This window comes from Streptomyces sp. UG1, assembly GCF_049974585.1.
Classification (GTDB): Bacteria; Actinomycetota; Actinomycetes; order Streptomycetales; family Streptomycetaceae; genus Streptomyces.
This window is the reverse complement of sequence record NZ_JBNGGG010000020.1, coordinates 25,571-43,398: the sequence shown is the minus strand read 5'-3', so window position 1 is coordinate 43,398 and position 17,828 is coordinate 25,571. Positions and strand designations below refer to the sequence as shown.

At 74.5% G+C, this 17,828-nt stretch carries 6 protein-coding genes; all 6 read right to left on the bottom strand.

Features of this window, described 5'->3' with window-relative positions; genetic code table 11:
- Position 1: 1 nt before the first annotated feature.
- From ACP4J3_RS22655 to ACP4J3_RS22630, 6 genes are read right to left on the bottom strand one after another with little or no spacing between them, the layout of a single operon-like run.
- On the bottom strand, positions 2 to 1,108 hold the full coding sequence (locus ACP4J3_RS22655) for a cytochrome P450 (RefSeq protein WP_426537215.1): 1,107 nt from the start codon (positions 1,106 to 1,108) through the stop codon (positions 2 to 4).
- Entirely contained in the window at positions 1,105 to 2,190 is a 1,086-nt protein-coding gene (locus ACP4J3_RS22650) for a Gfo/Idh/MocA family oxidoreductase (RefSeq protein WP_426537213.1), read from the bottom strand. The genes ACP4J3_RS22655 and ACP4J3_RS22650 overlap by 4 nt, the downstream gene beginning before the upstream one ends.
- On the bottom strand, positions 2,187 to 3,287 hold the full coding sequence (locus tag ACP4J3_RS22645) for a saccharopine dehydrogenase NADP-binding domain-containing protein (RefSeq protein WP_426537211.1): 1,101 nt from the start codon (positions 3,285 to 3,287) through the stop codon (positions 2,187 to 2,189). Before ACP4J3_RS22645 ends, ACP4J3_RS22650 begins: the two co-directional genes overlap by 4 nt.
- On the bottom strand, positions 3,284 to 8,704 hold the full coding sequence (locus tag ACP4J3_RS22640) for an amino acid adenylation domain-containing protein (RefSeq protein WP_426537209.1): 5,421 nt from the start codon (positions 8,702 to 8,704) through the stop codon (positions 3,284 to 3,286). The genes ACP4J3_RS22645 and ACP4J3_RS22640 overlap by 4 nt, the downstream gene beginning before the upstream one ends.
- A complete protein-coding gene (locus ACP4J3_RS22635; RefSeq protein WP_426537413.1) occupies positions 8,701 to 10,173 on the bottom strand; it encodes a condensation domain-containing protein in 1,473 nt (490 codons plus the stop codon). The genes ACP4J3_RS22640 and ACP4J3_RS22635 overlap by 4 nt, the downstream gene beginning before the upstream one ends.
- Entirely contained in the window at positions 10,170 to 17,810 is a 7,641-nt protein-coding gene (locus ACP4J3_RS22630; protein WP_426537207.1) for an amino acid adenylation domain-containing protein, read from the bottom strand. Before ACP4J3_RS22630 ends, ACP4J3_RS22635 begins: the two co-directional genes overlap by 4 nt.
- Positions 17,811 to 17,828 lie beyond the last annotated feature (18 nt).

Below are 17,828 nucleotides of genomic sequence, written 5' to 3'. Positions count from 1 at the left end.
GTCACTCCACATGGACGGGAAGGGCCGCAGGACCGCGGCTCATGAAGTCGCCGGCCCGCCGGAAACGGAAGTCGGACGCGAGCCGCAGCCCCGGGTAGCGCTCGATCAACACCTCGGCGGCCACGCGCAGTTGGAGCCGGGTGAGAGAGGCCCCCAGACATGCGTGCGGGCCCTTGCCGAAGGCGAGGTGGGCCCGCAGCCCCGGTCGGCCGGGCCGGAACGCGTCGGCGTCCTCGCCCCAGCGCGCCGGGTCACGGTTGGCGGAGGCGACCACGGCGATCACCCGCTCCCCGGCCCGCACCGGCGTGTCCGCCAGCACGGTGTCCCGGGTGGCGGTGCGCATCTGCCACAGCGCGGGCGGATCGAGCCGCAGCGACTCCTCGATCGCCTCCGGCAGTCCTTCGGCCCGCCAGTGCTCCTCCCGCAGCAGCCGCAGCACCAGATTCCCCAGCGCATGACGGAGGTTGGGCACGCCGGCCACGATCAGGAAGTGCAGGAACGTCACGGCCTCCGTACGGTCCAGACGCCCCAGCACGCCGCCCATCGCGCGTCCCTCGGCGGCCCGCAGCGCCCACCGCTCGAACGCGGGCCACTCGGGGCGCGCCCGGTGTCCCAGCAGATCCGTGAACCCGGCCGCCCAGCGGTCGTACTCCGCCGCGTCACCGTCGCCCACCCCGCAGAAGGCGGCCAGCACGGCACGCGGCAGCGGCGCGGCGAACGCGGCCACAAGGTCCCCACCATCCTCGAGCCGGCCCGCCAGCGCCCCGGCCCGCTCCCGCACCACGGACTCCAGCTCCGCCACCACGGTCCGGGCGAAGGCGGGGGAGAGGAGACGCCGAAGCCGAGTGTGCGCGGGCGGGTCCAGCTGGGACAGGGCCAACTCCCGGTCCGCTTCCGGGGTTTCCGGTACGGAGGTGTTGTTGCGGCGGCTCGACCACACCTCCGGGGCCGCGAGCACCGCCCGTACGTCGGCGTCCCGCACGACCACGTGCCAGCCGGGCAGCGGCGTGGAGACCGGCCGGTCGCGGCGCAGGGCGGCCAGCCGGGGGTAGGGGTCGTCGGTGTGGCTCAGGTCGAGCGGGTTGAAGGCGGTGATCGTACCGGTCACAGGCCCTCCCGCTCGTGTACCGCCGCGGCCAGGTCCGGCGCGGTGACCGGCTCGGGCGCGGGGCGGCGCACCAGTTCGGGGTAGCCGAGCCGGGCCGTGAGGTCCTGCCAGATCTGGCTGAGGGTGAGGTGGTACTGACCGGCGCGCATCGGGTCCGCGCCCGACTCCGCCGCGTCGACCATGGCCCGCAGGGCGCGCCGTACGCCCTCCGGCCAGACCTCGGTGTAGACCTCGCGGTGCGTGGGGGCCTCGGCCGGGCCGACCGGCTGCACGCTCGGCAGATGCACCAGCCGGTGGGCGTCGCTGTCGAAGTCCAGCTCGCCGTCCTCGCCGCGGGGCGCGGGAAGCGCCGGGCTCCACAGGACGGGGCCGTGCGTGCTCGCCAGCGTGAGGGTGCCGCCGGTGAAGCCGAGGGCGGCGCGGTGCAGCAGATGGGTGTGGTTGTCGGGGTCCTCGGGGTCGAGCTGGTTCAGCACGCGCAGGGTGACCGGGACGCCGGCGAGACGGCCCTCCAGGGTGCTGAACGGGCCGCCCTCGGGCGCCGGGTCGGTGAACTTCCAGGGGCGCAGCCCGCCGAGCGCCTGCCCGAGGATGTCGATCAGGTCGTACGCCACGTGGATGGCGCAGGCGCCCTCCGCGTACAGCGGCTCCTGCCGCTCGGCCAGATGCCGGGCCGCGGCGAGGAAGCGGCGTACCGGGGCGAGGTGCGGGTAGAACGTGTTGAGCCGGTACTGGACGCCGTGCTCGCGCGCGGTGCGCAGGCACGCGGCCAGCTCCGACTGATGGATCGGGTGCTCGTGCAGCACGTGCACCCCCTGCTCCATCAGCCGCCGCGCGAGCGCCGTGCCTTCCCCGCCGCCGACCCCGTTCGGCACGACCACACAGGCCAGGTCGGCGAGGTCCGGCACATCGTCGGGGTCGGTGAGCAGGGGCACGCCGTAGCGCTCGGCGCAGGCCTTGGAGCGGGGGCTGCCCCGGCCGAGGACGCCGGTCAGGCGGAGCGGGAACTCCGGTCCGGGCTCCCGGAAGGCGCTGAGGTACACGCGGCCGAAGCCGGTACCGCAGACCACGACTCTGGTCACAGGATTCCTTCTTCCACGGGGAGATCGGCCAAGGGCCCGTCGATCAGCAGCAGTTCGCGTACGGCGGGTGCCTCGGCGATACGACGGACGACGTGACCGGGATCGGGGAGGTCGGCGAAGTGGAGCTGCCCCGGCGGGAGTACACCGTCGAGCAGAGCGAGCGCCGCGTGCGCGGCGGCGGTGCCGGTCAGGGCGGAGGAATCGGTGCCGGTGAGGACCAGGCTGCGGCGATCGTCCAGTTCGCAGGTCACGATCTGGTACGGCGCCCGTCCGGCGAGGTCGGTGAGCGTGGCCCGCGACAGCTCGGCCGCCGCCACATCCACGGCCGGGCCCGGGGCGAGCCCCGCGCGGTACCGGTCGAGGACGGCACGCGTGCCCTCGCCGCCGAACACCGTGTACCAGCGCACCTCGTCGAGCCCGTACCGCCGGGCGACCCCCACGGCCTCCTCGGTGAGATACGGGATCGCCGTCACGGCCCCGGGGAAGTACGGCAGCCGGACGCCACGCTCCACGGCGAGCGCCCCCGGCACCCGACGCCCGCCGCGCCACACGGCGGTCACCTCACCGCCCGGGCGCGCGAGCCGGTCCATGAAGTCCCGGGCGGCGGCGGGCGGGAAGTGCGGGAGCCCGCCGACGCGGACGGTCAGGGCGCCGCGCATCCCGCCGAGCAGCCCCGGCAGCAACCCCGCCAACCCCGGCATCAACCCGGTGCCGACCACCACCGTCCGCCATCGCAACAGCCGTTCGTACGGCGGCCGTTCCGGCAGCTCCGCCGTGTCGTTGACGTCGACCAGGTCCGCGCCCGCCGCAAGGGCGGCCTGGGCGACCCGATGGCCGACGGCCCGGACCGGCCCGGTGGCGTTGACGACGACGCGGCACTCGGCGCAGAACGCGGCGAGGGCGCGGGCGTCGGTCACCTCCACCGGATCGGGCCACAGCTCCGCCCCCGCGGGCAGCGCCCGGCCGGGCGGGCGGCGCACCGCCGCCCGCACCGGCCCGACACCGAGCCGCAGCAACTCCTCCACCACGGCCCGGCCCACCGCCCCGGCCGCCCCGACCACACCCACGGCGACCGGGGCGGTACGGCCCCGGTTCACGGGGTGCCGCCGGCCGCGAAGGCGACAGAGTCGACGTGCGGTGCGCGCAGGCAGCTGAAGTGGTCGCCGTCGACGTCGACCACCGTCAGATCGCCGAGGCACACCTCGCGCCACAGCTCGTCCGCCTCCTGCCCGAACCCGGACAGGAACCGCAGCCGACCGCGCGGCCGGACGAGGGTGATGTCACCCGCGTACGGCTGGGTGGTGTGCAGCGAGGCGGCGGCGAAGGCATGCCGGAACACCCGGTACAGGCCCGGCACATGGGCCGCGTCGCCGTCCCCGCCCAGCGTGCGGGCGATCGCCGCAAGCCGCTCCTGCTGCGGCACCTCACCCAGGGCCCGCATCCGGCGGGCCACCGACTCCAGCCGCGCCTCACCGCACAGCGCGGCGAAGGCACCGGCCGGCACCCGGCCCGGCGTGGCGTCCAGGATCGCCCGCAGCGCGGCCCCCAGCTCCTCCTCGTCGTCCGGATAACCGGCCGCCTCCGGATCCGCGCCCAGCACCCGCGCGAAGGCGTGCTCGATCAGCAGCTCGTCCTCGCACACGAACGCGGGCGGGCTGCTGCTGACCACCGTCAGCCGTTCGACATGCGCCCCGCCCTCGGTGAGCTGCCGGGCGATCTCGGTGGCGAGCTGCCCGCCCAGGCAGTAGCCGGTGAGCCGGAACCGCTCGGCTCCGGTAGCGGTCAACTGCCGTACGTGCTCGGCCGCCAGCCGCTCCACGAACCCCTCCGCCGGAAGGTCCACGCACATGTCCACGTCACCGACGGCCAGCCCGACGAGCGGCCCGTACGCGCCCAGCCGGGCCGCGAGATCGCGGTACGGGGCCATGGTGCCGATCCCCTCGTGCACCAGCACCTGGAGCACTCCGCCGTCGGGCGCGTCCCCGAGGGGCAGCAGCGCGCTCGCCGAACCCGCGACCGTTCCCGAGCCGGTGCCCTCGTCCGCGCCCCGCAGGTGGCGTGCGAGCGCGGCGACCGTCGGACGGTTCAGCAACTCCCGCAGCAGCGTGTCGAACTGCTGGTCCGCGGCCTGAGGCACCTCCTCGATCAGCCGCGCGGACAACTGCGCGAGGATCAGCGAGTCCGCACCCAGGTCGAACAGGCTGCGCTCCCGGTCCACGGCCGTGACACCGAGCGCCCGGGCGACGACGTCCGCCAGCCGCTGCTCCAACTCGTCGGCGGGCTGTGCCACTTCGTCCGTGCGGGCCGCGGGGCTCCCTTCGTCGGAGCCGGCGGCGGTGGCCGCCCGCGCCGCCAGTGCCTTGCGATCCACCTTGCCGTTGGCGGTCAGCGGGAGCCCGTCCACGACGTGCAGCGCGGCAGGCAGCATGTACGCCGGGAGCCGAGCCGCGAGATGATCGCCGACCTCGGCGGGATCGACGTGCGCGCGGTCGGTCTTGAAGCGCACCGCGAAGACATGCTGGCCCAGCGGCTCCAGCACATGACCCGGCTGCGGCAGGCACACCTCGTTGCGTCCGCCCGCCTCCGAGAAGAGCCGCAGCCACTGCTCGCGGGTCACGAAAGTGGCGTCCGCGTCGTCGGTGCGGCGCAGGTCCTCGGCTCCGGTCATCATGAACGCCTGCGAGATCAGGATCTCGTAGTGCTCCCGGGTCGGTTCGGTGACCAGCAGCAGGCCGCCGGGGACGAGCAGCGAGCGCAGCGCGGCGAGGGCCGCCGCCGTGTCCCGGGCGTTGTTCAGCACGCCCGCGCACACCACCACGTCGAACGAGTTGGCGGTCAGCCCCTGCTCGGCCGGGTCGCCGTCCACGTCGTACAGCCCGTACCGCAGCCGCGGATCCGGCCCGAAGCGTTCCCGCGCCCGGTCCAGGAAGAAGGGGCTGACGTCGGTGAACCGCCACTCCACCGGAAGGCCGTCGAGCGCGGCCAGTGCCCCCGCCGTGCTCGCCCCGGTCCCGGCGCCCACCTCCAGCACCCGCAGCGGCCGGCCGGGGGCCTGAGCCTCGGCGGCCGAGCGCAGGGCGGCGGCGAGTACGCGGTTGAGGTAGGCGGACATGACGTTCTCGCGGTAGGCCGCGTCGGCCGTCTCCATCCGGGCCTCGGGGAAGAGCAGGTCGACGGCGGCGACCCGGTCCTGCGTCAGCTCGCCCAACTGGTCGGCGTTGGCCCGCAGATAGGCCAGCAGTTCGGCCGGGCCCAGCTCGTCGCTCCACACGGCGGCCACCCGGTCCCAGGCCTCCGCCGCCGACGCGGGCGGCGCGGTGAGCCGGTAGTGGCCGGTGTCCGCCAGTTCCAGCCACCCCTCGTCGGCCAGCACGGACAGCCAGCGCCGGATCACCCGGTGGTGCCGCGGTACGGCCGCTGCCGCCGCCACCTCGTCCGCGGTGTGGACGGCGTCGGGCTCGCCGAACAGGCCGCGCGCCCGCAGCACGTCCAGCATGGACGCCAGCGACGCCTCGTCCAGCAGCCGGGCGAACTCCTCGATCCGCTCCGGCTCGGCGACCTCGACCGCGTCGCCCGCCTCGCGGGCCCGCCGTATCAGCGCCTGGTCCGGCGCGCCGGCCTGCCCGTTCGCGAGCCGTGCCGGTTCCGCGAAGGCGACCAGCCGGCGTTGCAGCGGATCGTCGCCGACAGCGAGGGCGGCGGCCGCACCGATCGCCGGGTGCCTGGTCAACGCGGCCTCGACCTCGGCGAGTTCGATGCGGTGGCCGCGGATCTTGACCTGCCCGTCCTCGCGGCCCAGGAACTCTATGTCCCCGGTCGGCAGCCAACGGCCCAGGTCACCGGTGCGGTACAGCCGCTCCCCGGTCACGGGATGCGTGACGAACCGCCGTGCCGTGGTCTGCGGGTCGCCGTGATAGCCGAGCGCCAGCCCGTCGCCGCCGATGCACAGCTCGCCCGGCACCCAGTCCGGCCTAGGCCGCAGGGCGTCGTCCAGGACGTGGAAGGTCTGGTTGGCGAGGGGCCTGCCGTACAGGATGCTCGGCCGGTCCGGGTCGACGGGCTGCTCGATGGGGTGGTGGATGGACCAGATCGCCGCCTCCGTCGCACCGCCGAGGCTGATCAGCCGCAGCCCCGGCAGCAGCGCGCGCACCCGGTCCGGCAGCCGGACCGGAATCCAGTCGCCGGACAGCAGGCCCAGCCGCAGGTCGGACAGGCCGGCCACGTCCCCGGAGCCGGTGGCGGAGGCCAGGTAGTCGTAGAGCATCTGCAACTGCGCGGGCACCGAGTTCCACAGCGTCACGCGGTGGCGGGCCGCGAGCCGCGCCCAGTGCGAGGGGTCGCCGCGCCGTTCGGCCTCCGGCAGCACCAGGGCGCCGCCGTGGGCCAGGGGACCGAACAGGTCGTAGACGGACAGGTCGAAGCCGAGCTGGGCGAGACCGAGGACCCGGTCTCCGGGGCCGACGCCGAACCGGTCGTCGATGTCGGCGACCGTGTTGAGCGCGGCCCGGTGCGAGACCTCGACGCCCTTGGGCTCCCCGGTCGAGCCGGAGGTGTAGATGATGTACGCCGCCTCGCCGGGGTCCACCGGCCGGGGCTCGGGCGCGGACGACGACGGCTCCAGCGTGTCCACGGCGATCACCGGCACGTCGTACGAAGCATCGACCCGCGCCTGCGTGAGCACGACGCTCGCCCCGCTGGAGGCCAGCACCCCGGCGCGGCGCGCGGGCGGGTGGACGGTGTCGACCGGCACGTACACACAGCCGGCGTGCAGGGCGCCCAGCACGGCAGGGACCTGCTCCCAGCCCTTGTCCATCACGATCGCCACCCGCTCGCCCGGCCCGACGCCCGCCGCGCGCAGCTGCGCGGCCACCGCGTGCGCGTGCGCGGCCAGTTCGGCGTAAGTGAGCGTGCGGTCGGGCGCGATGACCGCCGGACGGCCGGGATGCGCGGCGGCCGCGGCGAAGACCCGCTCGTGCAGCAGCCCCTCCGGCAGTGGCCGCCCGGTGGCGTTGACCTCCGCGTGCCGGGCCGCCTGCGCCTCGGGCAGCCGCACCGGATCGGCGGCGCCGTCCCACGGCACGTCCGAGACCGCCAACTCCCGTACGAGCGCGGCGAACGCCCCGAACGCGTCCTCCGCCAGCCCTTCCGGCAGCACGCCCTCCCGCACGTCCCAGCCCAGCAGGACCTCGCCGCCCGACTCCATCACCTGGCAGTCGATCCACACCTGCGGGGTCTGCGTGACCCCGTAGACCACCCGTCCGGCGCCGGACTGCGGCGCCTCGGTGCCCTGGAGGGTGCTGGTGAACACCACCGGCATCAGCGCGGGCGCCGAGCGGCGGGCCGCCTCGCGCAGTACCTCGACGCCCGAGTACAGCCCATGGTCCAGATCCTCGAAGAGCCGCCCACCGAGCGCCCGGGCCCGCTCCGCGAAGGAGGCCTCGGCGTCCGGCTCGACCGCCAGCAGCGTCACGGACGTGAAGTCGCCGACCACGCGGCCGATGTCGGGGTGCACCGGACGCTTGGCGAAGACCGGCAGGTTGAGCGTGAAGCGCGGTTTGGCGCTCCAGCGGCCGATGACCTCGGCGTACGCGGCGAGCAGCACGGTCGACACGGTCAGGTCGCGCGCGGCGGCCCGGCGCCGCAGCCCGGCCGCCTCCTCGGCGGTCAGCCGGTCCGCCAGCCGCCAAAAGCGCACCTCGCCGGCCGGCTCCTCGGCCAGGACCGGGAGTTCGGGCGCGGGCGGCAGCGAGTCGAGGCGGTCCAGCCAGTAGGCGCGGTCCCGGGCCCAGCGGGAGCTGTCGCGCAGCCGCCGCTCGGCGAGGACGTGATCACGGAAGGAGACCGGTACGGGCACGAGGGCCGTCTCCGGTTCCAGGCACAACTGCTCCAGCTCGCCGAGGAGTTGCTGGACACCCGAGAAGTCGGTGACCAGCAGATCGACGGAGAGGTGCACCAGCAGCCGCTCGGGGGAGTGCGTGACCCGCACGTCGAACAGCGGCCAGGCGGCCGGGTCGTACGTGCGCTGCGCCAGCTCCCCGCGCACCATCTCGGCGGCTTCCTCGCCCTCCGCCACGGGGATCTCGTACGGCGGCAGGTCCTTGAGCACCTGCTGGCCGTCCGGGTGATACACCGTGCGCAGCGCGTCGTGCCGCTCCACCAGCGCCCGCCACGCGTCGGCCACCCGAGCCGGCGCGACGCTGCCGGGCAGCTCGTACTCCAGGTAGGCGTGACAGCCGATCCCGCCGTAGGCGAAGGCGTCCGTGCGGCCCAGCAGGTACGAGGACTGCACCTCGGTCAGCGGGAACGGCAGGTGCCGCCCGTCCGGGTCGGGGACGAGGGGCTCGGCGAACGGGTCGCGCAGATAGGCCAGTACGGCGTCGCGGTCGGCGCGCAGCCGCTCGCGCAGCTCCTCGGTGAGGGCACCCTGCGGCGCCCGGAAGCGGATACGGCCGTCCTCCTCCCACAACTCGACTCCTACGGCGGCCAGTTCCGACACCAGCTCGGCGGCGCTCACAGTTCCCCCTCTTCCCAGTTCTGATCGATCGTGTGGTTCGTGATGTCGTCGACGGCGGCGCCGAGTGCGGCCACGGTCGGGTGGGCGAAGAACGCCCTGAGCGGGACTTCCACGCCGGTGCGTTCGCGCAGCCGCGCGATCAGCCGGGTGGCCAGCAGACTGTCGCCGCCGGCGGCGAAGAAGCCCTGCTCCCGGCCGGTGGGCGGGTGGTCGGGCAGCAGCTCGGACCAGAGCGCGGCGACAAGTTCCTCGGTGGCGCCGCGCGGAGGCTCGCCCGCGTCGGCAGCCTTGGTGACGAGGGTGGTGGGCGACGTCGGTGACCGCTCACCGTCCTTCAGGCCGGTGCCGAGGATCAGCGCGTCCCAGTCCTCCGTCGTGGACAGCTCGCTCAGCATTTCCAGTTGGCGACCCATCAGGGTCCTCGGCAGATCATCGGCCAGCAGTCCGGTCACCGCGTCCCAGGTGAGCCTGAGCCCCTCGGCGTCCTCCATGACCTGGTGGTCGAGCCAGACCTGCGGCGTCTGGGACACGGACCAGTACGGCGGAGTCAGCGCCCCGGCCCGTTCGTCGTCGATGCCGAGCGCGCTGGTGAACACCACGGGCATGGCGGCCTGCCCCGGCCCGCGTTCCTGGGCGAGCTGCCGCATCACCCAGACCGCCGACACCGCCCGGTGGTCCAGGTCGGTCCACAGCCGGGCCTGGAGCCCGCGCAGCCGCGCCGGCCAGGATTCGCCCGCGCGCGGATGGTGGGCCGCCAGCAACAGCGACGTGAAGTCACCGGCGATCCGGTTGATGTGCGGATGGACCTCTTGGCGGTCGAACAGGGTGAGGTTGACGGTGAGTGCGGGACTCTCCGCCTGTTCGCCCAGCGCCTCGGCGTAGACGCCCAGCAGCAGGACCGACGGGGTGATGCCATACCCCCGGGCCTGTTCCTGAAGCCGCGCCCAGACGTCCTGCGGCAGGTGCGTCGCACGGCGGACGAAACGCGGGCGCCCGACGGCGGACGGCTCGCGCAGGAGCGGCAGCCGGGGCGCCGGGGGCAGACCCGGCAGGCGCTCGCGCCAGTACGCCTGGTCGGCGGCCACCGACTCCGGCGCGGGCCGGACCGAGGTGAGGTAGTCCCTGAACGTCGGCTCCACCGGCGGCAGTTCGGCATCCGGATCGTCCCGGAGCTGCCGCAGCTCGGTGAAGACGATCATCATGCTGAGGCCGTCGAGGACCAGGTTGTCGAGGCTGACCCCGATCCGGGTGCGGCGCTCTCCGCCGGCCGTCGTGTAGTGCACGGCACGGACGTCGAACAGCGGCCAGCGGGACGGGTCGAGGACCTGGTGGGACATCTCCTCGCGCAGGACGTCGAGCTGTTCCTCACCCTCCGCGACGGGGATGGTGAACTCGGGGACGGACTCGAGGACCTGCTGCCGCCCGTCCGCGTCGAAGACGGCCCGCAGCATCGGATGACGGTCGATCAACCGCCGCCAGGCCCGCTCCAGCGCACTGACGTCCGTGTACTCCTCGTCCGTCTCGCTGTAGTAGTGCGAACCGACACCGCCCAGGTCGAGCTGCGCGGTCCGCCCGATCCAGTACGCCCGCTGCACATCGGTCGCCGGGAACGGCTCGTGCGCGTGCTCCGGGTCGAGCACCAGCTCGGGAGCCACGACGGTCCGCCCGTGTCGAGGGCGAGCGTGCCGGCGTACTCCTTGAGCCCGGGACGGGTGAACAGTCCGGCGATGCTGGCCCCGCTCAGGCCGGCCTCGCGCAGCCGCGCCACCAGCCGCGTGGCGAGCAGACTGTCCCCGCCGAGGGCGAAGAAGTCGTCGTCCCTGCCGACGTGTTCGGCCCCCAGCAGCTCCCGCCAGGCGGCGGCGACCAGCTCCTCCACGGGTCCGCTCGGCTCCCGGCCGCCCTCGGACGGTACGCCGACCGAGGCGGCCCGCTCGGCCAGCGCGGCCCGGTCCACCTTGCCGTTGGCGGTCAACGGCAGCCCGTCGGGCAGCGGTACGAGCGCGGCGGGCACGGCATGCGCGGGCAGATGTTCCGCGAGCCGCCGCTCCACCTCGGCCAGGTCCAAGGCGCCCTCCGGCACCACGAACGCGGTCAGCCGCAGCTTCCCCCGTGGCCCGGTCGCCACGGTCACCGCACGGGCGACGCCCGGCTGCGCGAGCAGCGCCGCGTCGACCTCGCCGAGTTCGGTGCGATGGCCGCGGATCTTGAGCTGGTGGTCGCGGCGCCCCAGGAACTCCAGCAGCCCGTCGGGCCGGTAGCGGCCCAGGTCACCGGTGCGGTACCAGCGCTCCCCGGCATCCGTCACGAACCGGTCGGCGGTGCGCTGCGGATCCCCCCGGTAGCCGGTGGCCACCCCGGCCCCGCCGATCCACAGCTCGCCGGGCACCCAGTCCGGGCAGTCCTCGCCGAGCGGCCCGACGACGCGGAACCGCTGGGCGCGCAACGGAGTGCCGTACGGCACCGACGGCCAGCCCTGCGGCGCGCCGCCCGTGGCGTCGTACGCGTTGGACCAGATCGCCGCCTCGGTCGCGCCGCCCATGGCGATCAGCCGGCATCGCCCCCGCGAGGCCTCGGCCACCCGCCGGGGCAGGTCGAGCGGCACCCAGTCACCCGAGACCAGCGCGACCCGCAGCCCCGGCGGAGCCTGCCCGGCAGCCGCCGTGAGCAGCATATCCAGCAGCATCGGTACGGAGTTCCAGACCGTGACGCCGTGCCGTACGGCCAGGTCCCGCCACCGCTGGGCGTCCCGGCGCTCGTCCTCGGCGACCAGTACGAGCGCGCCGCCCGCGCCGAGCAGCCCGAAGATGTCGTACACGGACAGGTCGAAGTCGAGCGCCGACACCGCCAGGACCCGGTCGGCGGGGCCGATGCCGTGCCGCTCGTTGATGTCCTCGACGGTGTTCGCGGCCGCCCGGTGCGTCAGCTCGACGCCCTTGGGCTCACCGGTGGAACCCGAAGTGAAGATCACGTACGCGCAGGAGTCCGGGTCGGAGGCCACGGGGGCTTCCAAAGGCGAGGGCAGCGGTCGCGCGAGGAACTCCGCGTCGAGCACGCAGCGCGCCCGCGACGCCCGCAGCATCCGCTCGCGCCGCACCGGCGGCTGGTCGGCGCCGACGGGCACGTACGCGGCCCCGGCGGCGGCCACCCCGAGCACGGCGGCGATCTGTTCGGGCCCCTTGGGCAGCGAGACGGCGACCGTGTCACCGGGCACGACCCCACGCGCCGCCAGCCCGGCGGCGATGCGCAGCGCACGCTCGCGCAGCTCACCCCGGGACATGGCGCCGTCCTCGCCCCACAGCAGTGCCGGGGCGTCCGGATCGGCGGCGGCCCGGTCGAAGAACGGCAGATGCAGGGCGCGCACGCCACCGGGCCGTCCCGTGGCGTTGACGCGCTCGCGGACGGCGCGCTGCCCGCCGGGCAGCAGGGCGGGCCGAGGCGTCCGCCAGTCGCCGTCGCACAGCTGGCGCAGCAGCCTGCCGAACGCGGCGGACATCGTCTCGACGAGCCCTTCGGGGAACAGTTCCCGCACCGCGTCCCACTGATGGCGCAGCGCCCCGTCCCGGCCTTCGTAGACCTGGAGGTCCAGCCACACCTGCGGGGTCTGGCTGACACCCCACACCCGCTTTGGGAACCCGTCGGGCGCGTCCATGGACACGCCGTCATCGACGCCGAGCGCGCTGGTGAACACCACCGGCACGGCCGCGTCCCGCTCCCCGCGGGCCCGGGCGAGTTCGCGCATGACCCACACCGCGGAGACCGAGCGGTGGTCCAGGTCGCGCCACAGCCGCTCCTGCAGCCCACGCACCCGGGTCAGCCAGTCCTCGCCGGGCTGCGGGCGGTGGGCGGCGAGCAGCAGTGAGGTGAAGTCGCCCAGCACCCGGTTGGTGTCCGGGTGGATCTCCTGACGGTCGAACAGCGTGAGATTGACGGTCAGCTCAGGGCTCTCGCTCCAGGTGCCCAGCACCTCCGCGTAGGCGCCCAGCAGCAGCGTCGACGGGGTGACACCGTGCTCACGGGCACGCGCCTTGATCCGTCCCCACCGCTCGGCGTCGAGTTCCCCCGAGGTGCGTACGAAGCGGGGGCGGCCCAGGGTCGCCGGGTCGCGCAGGAGCGGCAGGCGAGGCGCCGGGGGCAGGTCGGGCAGCCGCTCGCGCCAGTACGCCTGGTCGGCGGCCAGCATCTCGGGCGCCGGCTCGACCGAGGCGAGGTAGTCCCTGAACGTCGGTTCCACGGGCGGGAGTTGGGCGCTCGGATCGGCGTACAGGACACCCAGCTCGGTGAAGACCGTCATCATGCTGAGGCCGTCGAGGATCAGGTTGTCGAGGCTCACGCCGAGCCGCGTCCGGCCGTCGCCGTAGCGCACCGCGCGGACGTCGAACAGCGGCCAGCGGGACGGGTCGAGGACCTGGTGGGACATCTCCTCGCGCAGGACGTCGAGCTGTTCCTCACCTTCCGCGACGGGGATGGTGAACTCGGGGACGGCAGCCAGGACGTGCTGACGCCCGTCCTCGTCGAACACGGCCCGCAGCATGGGGTGACGGTCGATCAGCCGCCGCCAGGCCAGCTCGAGCCGGGGCACGTCGACCGCGACCCCGTCGAACTCCGAGTAGTAGTGCGCCCCGACACCGCCGAGCCGCATCTCCTCGGCCCGCCCCAGCCAGTACGCGCGCTGCACGTCCGTCGCGGGGAAGGGCTCGTGCGCGTGCCCGGGGTCCGACACCAGCTCGGGTAGGGCGGGGCGGCTGCCGTCCAGGGTGAGCGTGACGGCGTAGTCCTTCAGCACCGGGGTGGTGAACAGATCGGCGATCCGGGCGCCGCGCACGCCGCGCTCGCCCAGCCGGTGCAGCATCCGCGTGGCGAGCAGACTGTCACCGCCGACGGCGAAGAAGTCGTCCTCGCGATGGACCGTGCGGGCCCCTAGCAGCTCCCGCCACACCTCGGCGACCAGCTCTTCGACGCCGGGACGGGGAGGCGTGCCCCGACCCTGCGCAGAAGCCCCGGACGCCACATGCCGGTCGAGGAGTTCACGTACGGCGCGCCGGTCGACCTTGCCGTTCGCGGTGAGCGGCATGACCGGCAGCAGGACCAGCCGGTCGGGGACCATGTACGACGGCAACTGCCCGGCGGCGACGGCGCGTACCGCCGCGGTGTCGCTCGGCGCGGCGTCCGGGTCGCGGACCGCGCGGATCAGCAGCGCGGGCTCCTGACGGCGTACGGCCGTGTCCACCTCGGCGAAGCCGTGGGCACGCATCAACTGCTCCCACGCAGCCGGCGGCAGCAGCGGACTGCCGGCTGCCCGACGGGCGGGGTCCGCGGCAGCGAAACCCCGGGTGGGCAGTGCGGCGCAGATCAGACCGAGCGGCGCCAGACCGCCCTGCTCCACCGCGATCAGCAGGCCACCGGGCGCCAGCAGGGCCGCCGCCTGGGCGACACCGGCGGCCGGATCGTCGAAGGCGTGCAGGGAGCCGAGCGCCACAACGGCGTCGAAGGCCCCGGGCAGCCCCTCCGGCAGCGCACCGTCGGGCAGCGCCTGGCAGCGCACGTCGTGCGGCGACGCGGCGAACCGCTCGCGGGCCCGCTCCAGAAGACCGGCGGACGTGTCGAGAAGTGTCAACTGAACCGCATCCGCCGGTAGCTGCCGGGCCACGCGCTCGATGCCGAGCCCGCCGCGTGCCCCGACGACCGCGACCCGCACGACACGGCCGCCCGCCTGCGCCGAGAGCGCACGCAGCGCATCGGCACACGCGCCGGCGGCCTCATCGCTCCCGGGCAGCGCGTCGAGCGCCGCCTCCGGGGCGAGCACAGGGTCGTCGAGCAGTTCGAGCGGGTCGCGCTCACCCGCGAGCATGGCGCGCAGGTCCGGCAGCCGCTCGACGAGGCGGGCGAGCACGGGCGCGAGCCGGGTCCCGGCGACGCGCTGAGCCAACCCGTCCCCGTCGACCGTCACCGCGTGCCGATGCAGCCAGTCCCGCCACAGATGGACGACGCCGCGCATGTCCTCGCCCGGGCGCGGACCGCCCTCCAGGACGCGGCCGATGACGTACGCCACCACCTCGGCCTCCAGCGGATCGGGCCGCGCGGCCACGACCTGGGGCCGGACGCCCTCGTTGCGCTCACCGCCGGACCCCGGCGCCGGGGCGCAGGCCGCGACCAGCACGCCCTTGCTCACCGCCGCGACCGCGCGCCCCACACCCGGCGCCCGCTCCAGCGCCGCCTCGACCTCGCCCAGCTCCACCCGGTGCCCGCGCAGCTTGACCTGGGAATCGGCCCGGCCGAGGAACTCGACGATGCCGCCGGGCCGGTAGCGGGCCAGATCGCCCGTGCGGTACCAGCGCACCCCGTCGTACCGGACGAACCGGTCGGCCGTGCGCTCGGGATCGCCGAGGTAGCCGTCGGCCACACCGTCCCCGCCGATCCACAGCTCACCCGGCACCCAGTCCGGACAGTCCCGGCCCCGGGCGTCGACGACCCTGAGCCGTACGTTGCCCAGCGGTGTGCCGTACGGCACCGCGCTCCAGTCCTCGGGCACGGTGCCGCCGACGACCTCGCACACCGTGGAGTGGATCGCGGTCTCGGTCGTACCGCCGAGCGCCACGAAACGGCAGGACGGCGAGCGCTCCGCGAGCCGCCCCGGCAGATCGACGCCCACCCAGTCGCCGCCCAGCAGCACCAGCCGCAGCCCGGCCGGCCCTTCCCCGGTGGTGCTGAGCAGCATGTCCAGGACGGAGGGCACGCAGTTGAGGACGGTGACCGCGTGCCGCGCCATCAGCGCGTGCCAGCTCGCCGCGTCCCGGCGATCCTCCTCGGCCACGAGGACGATCGCGCCGCCGGCGGACAGCGGCCCGAAGACGTCATACACCGACAGGTCGAAGTCGAGGGCGGAGAGCGCGAGCGTCCGGTCGTCGCCCGTCACCGCGAACCGCTCGTCGAGGTCGTCGACCGTGTTGCGGGCGGCGCGGTGCGGCACGACGACGCCCTTGGGCTCGCCGGTGGAGCCGGAGGTGAACAGGATGTACGCCGGATCGCCCTCGGGGACGGCCACCGGCTCCTTGACGGGCGCGTGCGCCAGTGCCTCCGGCACCGTCAGGCCCACCACACCGTCCGGGAGCGGCGCCGTGTCCTCGGTGACGAAGGCGACCCGTGCCGCGGCCCGGGTCAGGACGCGGTCGCGGCGGGCCGGCGGATGGTCGCGTCCCACGGGCACGTACGCCGCGCCCGCGGTCAGGGTGCCCAGCACGGCGGCGATCTGGTCGGGCCCCTTGGGCAGACAGACGGCGACCAGGTCGCCGGGGCCGATCGCCTGCGCGGCCAGCGCGGCGGCGATCCGCCGTGCGCGGTCGGCGAGTTCACCGTACGTGAGGACACCGTCCGTGCCCCAGAGCAGCGCGGGTCGGTCGGGAGCCTGCTCGGCGCGGCTCAGGAAGTCCTCGTGCAGGAGCAGACCGCTGCGGGGCCCGTCGGTGGCGTTGGCACGCGCGCGTGCCTCCCGCTGGGACCCGGGCAGCAGGTCCGGTACGGGTGCGCCCCAGGGCGTGTCGGACGCGGCGAGGGAGTCCACCAGCGTGCGGTACGCGGTGAACATCGCGTCCAGCATCCCGTCGGGGAAGGCCTGCTCCAGCGCGTCCCAGTTGACCAGCAGTCCGCCGTCCAGCTCCGTGACCTGGGCGTCCAGCCACACCTGCGGGCCCTGCGAGATGATCCACACCGGGCGCCCGAAGCAGGCGCGGACGTCCTCGGAGAACAGCTCGCCCAGGTTCAGCGCACTGGTGAACACCACCGGCGCGAGCACGCGCCCACCACCGCGCTGGGCGCGGTTCAGATCCCGCAGCACCTCGACACCCGAGTACGAGGCGTGCGCGGCATCCCCGAGGAAGCGTTCCTGCACGGACCGGGCCCGATTCTGGAAGGGAGCCTCGTCCGACATGTCGGCGGTGAGCAGCACGGAACCGGTGAAGTCACCCACGAGCAGGGGCACATCGGGATGCAGCGGCTCACGGTCGAACAGCGGCACGTTCAGCAGGAAGCGGTGCTCGGCGCTCCAGGCGGCCAGCACCTCGCAGTACGCGGTGGCCAGCGCCATCGCCGGGGTGACGCCGTGCCGGTGCGCGCGGGCGAACAGGGCGTCCCGCGCCTGAGGCGGCAGCCAGTGGTGGCGCCGGGTGACCCGGGGCCGTACCGGCGCCTGGGCGACGGGCAGCGCGGGCGCGCCGGGCAGATCCGGCAGCCGGGCGGCCCACCAGGCCGCGTCCCGTGCCCGGTCGCGGTCCCGTTCGGCGGAGACGGCCCGGTCCGCGAGGTAGCGGCGGTAGCTGTAGCCGATGGGGGAGAGGGAGCCGGTGCCGCGGTAGAGAACCGCCAGGTCGGCGAGGAGCACGCGCAGACTGAGCGCGTCGGCCGCGAGCATGTCGAGGTTGAGGTGGACCCGGGTGCGGTCGCCCGGCAGCAGCGACAATTGAACGTCGAAGACCTCGCCCGCGCCGACCCGCAGCATGCGGTGCGACAGCTCGTCCCGCAGATCCGCCAGCCGGCTCTCCACCTGGTCCTCGGGCAGCTCGCGCAGATCGTGCACCCGCAGCCCGGGCCAGGCGGAGGCGGTCGGTGTGTGCTGGCGTCCGTCGTCGGCGAACACGGCGCGCAACTGCGCGTGGCGGGCCAGCAGGGCGCGTACGGCACGCTCCAGGCGTTGCGGGTCCACGCCCTCGCCGTCGAACTCGTTGTAGAAGTGGGCGGCCACACCGCCCAGTTCGTGCTCCGTGCCACGGCCTACCCAGTAGGCGTGCTGCATGAGGGCCAGATCGAAGGGGGAGGTCTCGTCGGCGTCGGCGTCGGCGTCGGCCTCGACCGTCTCGGCGACGGTCTCGTTCGGCGGGCCGCTTCTCTCGCCGGCCAGTTCCGCCCAGGCGTGCAGCGTCGGGGTACGGGCCAGGGCCGCGAAGGGCAGCCGTATCCCGTCGCGGCGCAGTGCCGCGGACACGGTCATCAGGCGGATGGAGTCCAGGCCCTGCTCGATGAGGTTGTCGTGGGGGCCGACCCGCTCGGCGTCCGGACCGAGCCAGTCCGCCAGCAGGGGACGGATCGACCGTAGGAGATCGGGTTCTGACACTGCTTCACCAGCCTCGAT